The 3452-nt window shown below is 60.2% G+C and carries 4 protein-coding genes and 1 pseudogene; all 5 read right to left on the bottom strand.

Annotated elements, in window-relative coordinates; genetic code table 11:
* Positions 1-109: pseudogene (locus tag ACS5Q1_RS47100) on the bottom strand (IS110 family transposase); the annotation flags it as partial.
* A 188-nt stretch (positions 110-297) separates the two neighbouring features.
* Positions 298-1029, bottom strand: coding sequence for a Crp/Fnr family transcriptional regulator (locus ACS5Q1_RS47105; RefSeq protein ID WP_473104658.1), 732 nt, complete (start codon positions 1027-1029; stop codon positions 298-300).
* Between the two features lie 221 nt (positions 1030-1250).
* Entirely contained in the window at positions 1251-1508 is a 258-nt protein-coding gene (locus ACS5Q1_RS47110; protein ID WP_473104659.1) for a helix-hairpin-helix domain-containing protein, read from the bottom strand.
* Between the two features lie 140 nt (positions 1509-1648).
* A complete protein-coding gene (gene irrA / locus ACS5Q1_RS47115; protein ID WP_473104660.1) occupies positions 1649-2110 on the bottom strand; it encodes an iron response transcriptional regulator IrrA in 462 nt (153 codons plus the stop codon).
* The gene (gene bfr / locus ACS5Q1_RS47120) at positions 2107-2598 is read right to left on the bottom strand and encodes a bacterioferritin (RefSeq protein ID WP_473104661.1); all 492 of its coding nucleotides are present in this window, start codon (positions 2596-2598) and stop codon (positions 2107-2109) included. Before bfr ends, irrA begins: the two co-directional genes overlap by 4 nt.
* Positions 2599-3452: the final 854 nt, after the last annotated feature.

Here is a 3452-nt window from a genome sequence, read left to right on the forward strand (position 1 = left end):
CAGCCGGAGCCCGATACACTTCACCTCTCGCCAGCAGGGCCCACACAATGCGCGCCATCTTATTGGCGAGCGCCACCCGCACCAGCATGGGCGGTTTCCGCGCGACCATGCGGGCGATCCACGAGCCTACCAGGGCAAAGCCAAAGGCCAGAAGAACGCCACACTAAGTCGTCGCATTAAGGACTTTGAGGCGTCGCGCCACATGCGCTGGGTACCGCCGGGTTCCATAGTCCAGGCTTATCAGAATTACTGCCCAGGCTTATCAGAATTACTGCCTCCTCGGTTTAGGTAAAACGATCAGGCCTGGGAGGACGGCACGGGCAGCAATCGTGCGAAGGTCTGGCGGATCTTGCCGTAGCACTCGCAGGCGATCGCTTCGAGACCAGCCCGGTCCGCGATGATGATGCCCCCGCGCTGTTGAGTGATCAGGCCCGCGCTCTGAAACGTGCGCAGGACGGTGCTGACCGTGGAGCGTTGCACCCCTAAAAACTCGGCCAGATCGGCATGGGTCAGGGGCAGAAGGTCCTCATCGATCCGATCCAGGGTGCTCAGGATCCAGCTGCAGCAGCGGGCCTCGACCGTATGAACGGCATTGCAGGAGACGGTCTGAAACGTCTGGACCATCAATGCCTCGCTGTAGCTGAGCACCAGCCGCCGCAGCTTAGGGCGGATGCGGATCGCCTCCCGCATCCGGTTGACGGCGATCCGGGAGGCGGTGCCAGGAACGTGCACCTTGTAGCGCCCGAAGGATTCCCCGGACGCAACGGCGCTGAGCAGGCCGCACAGCCCCTCGCGCCCGAAGGACGCCACCTCGACGATCTGGCCCTCCTCCATGACGTTACTCAGGCCCACGATGGCATTATGCGGGAAGTAGGTGTGGCGGATCGTGTCGCCAGCTTCGTAGAGGATCGTGCCTTTCGGCAGGTCCACGATCTCCAGCTCCGGCTCAAGGTAGGCCAGATCCTCAGGGTCTAAGGCTGCCAGGAGCCAGTTCCTACGGTGATCGGCCTTCGACGCTGAGGGTGCCATGGCGGCCTTCGGACCCCACTCGGGGAGCCCAACAGTATGATTTCTTAGCCCGCCCCCATACAAGAGCAAGAAAGTATTACCGGCAGTTCTGGCGGGCTCGGAAAGGTGCGTTTTACTGACCCTTTACACGGAAGAGCCGTGCCGCTTCGAGATTATCTTCAGAATACGCTCAAACACCCCTGTTTTTGACTCCATAAAGGCACTTATCAGAATTACGTGCCCTACGCAGAAAGCTGCCCCTCACTGAATGTTTGCTCTCCAGGGACCGCGACACGGTTGAGCTCTAGTCTGATCGCTTGCGCCGTTTTGGACCCGATGCCGTCGAACCGCTCAAGCTGACCTGCGACAGCCCTGAGTTGATCGATCGTCCGAATGTTCTCGCGATGGAGCACGTCCCAAGCGAGCCGAGATAAATAGAGACCCTCAATGGTCCCTTCGCACATTTCATAATGTTGGCAGGTTTCATAATGCCGGGGCATCTGCCGCTCCTGAGCCTTGCAGGCGGGAGCGCACGCATCTCTCAGCCGTCGGTGCCTGGATCAATCCTACCGATGATGCCATGTTGTACGCCCTTTCCCAACCCAGCGCCAGCACGGTTCCGTAATTGGGCTTCTCGGAATTATGGTTTCCGCCTGAGCCGCACGATCACGTCGACTCGCACGATCTCATGGCTGTCAGGGACGGGAGGCATTCCGTCCACGCTGATCGTCTGCGTGCCCGGGATATCCACCAGTTCCTCCTCGCCCTCGATCAGGAAGTGATGATGCTCCGTCACGTTGGTGTCGAAGTAGGTCTTGCGGGCATCGACCGCGATCTGCCGCAGAAGCCCGGCCTCGGTGAACTGGTGCAGGGTGTTGTAGACCGTCGCAAGCGTCACCGGCACACGGGCATGCTTGGCTTCCTCGAACAGCATCTCGGCCGTGACATGTCGGTCGCCCTTGCCGAACAGGAGCCAGCCCAGGCTGACGCGCTGGAGCGTCGGCCGGAGACCTGCCTGCCGCAACCTGTCCTTGACCTGCGACAGGGGGCAGCCGGGACGAGGCGGCTCCCTTCGCAACGCGTCACGGAGAGTGTCGCTCATCCGTGCCCGCCCTTCTCGGGCTTGCCCACGTGCTTCTGCGCGTAGAGCTCGAGGCCGATCTGCTCGATCAGGGTCCGCTGGGTCTCCAGGAAGTCGATGTGCCCTTCCTCGTCCGCCATCAGCTCCTCGAACAGGTCCTTGGACACGCGGTCCCCAACCGAAACGCAGTACTCGGCCGCCTCGGCATAGAGGTTGCGGGCCTCATACTCGATGGCGAGGTCGGACTCGATCACCTCCCGGACGTTCTGGCCGATCCGCAGAGCGTTCAGATCCTGAAGGTTGGGGAAGCCTTCGAGGAAGATAATGCGCTCGATGAAGCGGTCGGCGTGTACCATCTCCTCGATGGACTCCTCGCGCCATTTCCGCGCGAGGTCGTTGTAGCCCCAGTTTTCCATCAGGCGGTAGTGCAGCCAGAATTGGTTCACCACCGTCAATTCATGCCGAAGTCCCTGGTTCAGGTACTCGATCACCTTGGTATCGCCCTTCATGGCCGATCCTCCGGAGCGTCAGCCCCAGAGAGTAGCACACCGCGATCATCGCCGGAACTTCATGCTCCAGGCTCATGTTCATCAAGCCGGCCGGGATCTGCCGAGGACAGCTCCATAAAGGGCATTAGCAGAAGTTCGCGGCCGGTTTTCTCACGCGCGACAGGAGCGTGAAGCAAGAGTATGATTTTCTCTCGAAGGGCTGGACGAGGGAGGTCCCTATGAGGCTCCTCGGTCTTGGTTTTTCCGTAGTATTCCTGTTTCCCGGAACGGTTCTCGCTCAAGACATGTGCCGCAACCAATGCGAAACGATCGGCAAGACGTGCTACGACGCCCGCGGCGACATTGCGTGCGAAGAGAAGTGCGTTCGCGACCAGACCGAGTGTGCTGCTGCCTGTCCGGCACCCTCCAAGAGTGTTCGTGATTGGAAGGGTAGAAGTCAGCCGCTTTGGCAGGCTCGGCTGTCATCACCGGCATCGACCACTCCCCAAAAACTTGCGGGATCGCCCAGTCCATAAACAGCCTTACCCGAAAGATACCAACACCCTGCTCTACTTAGGTGTGAATGTCGCCGGCGCATTGCGCGACGGCGGCTATGTGAAAGGAGAGGCTCGGCCTCCCGCACAAGCTGTCCAGGCGAGTCAAACGGCGCTTGTCGCTGGGCACTTTGGCGTGAGATTCCAGATTTTTGGGAAGTCGTTGGCAGTTAACCTGAGACTCTGGGAGCATGGAGTCTCAAGTTAACTCTGATGTTCGTTGTCAAAGGCTTTGAACGCAACAATGCGCTCCCTGCAACGATCCGGGCACTCAACGATAGAGCGATTGCGCAGGGCCGGAGGCAGAGCCGTCAAGACGAC

It is taken from the genome of Microvirga sp. GN3, from assembly GCF_055792825.1.

Excerpts from the sequence above, each read along its gene's own strand:
- ACS5Q1_RS47110 (WP_473104659.1), bottom strand. The coding sequence starts at position 1,508 with ATGCCCCGGCATTATGAAACCTGCCAACATTATGAAATGTGCGAAGGG.
- irrA (WP_473104660.1), bottom strand. The coding sequence starts at position 2,110 with ATGAGCGACACTCTCCGTGACGCGTTGCGAAGGGAGCCGCCTCGTCCC.
- bfr (WP_473104661.1), bottom strand. The coding sequence starts at position 2,598 with ATGAAGGGCGATACCAAGGTGATCGAGTACCTGAACCAGGGACTTCGG.
- ACS5Q1_RS47105 (WP_473104658.1), bottom strand. The coding sequence starts at position 1,029 with ATGGCACCCTCAGCGTCGAAGGCCGATCACCGTAGGAACTGGCTCCTG.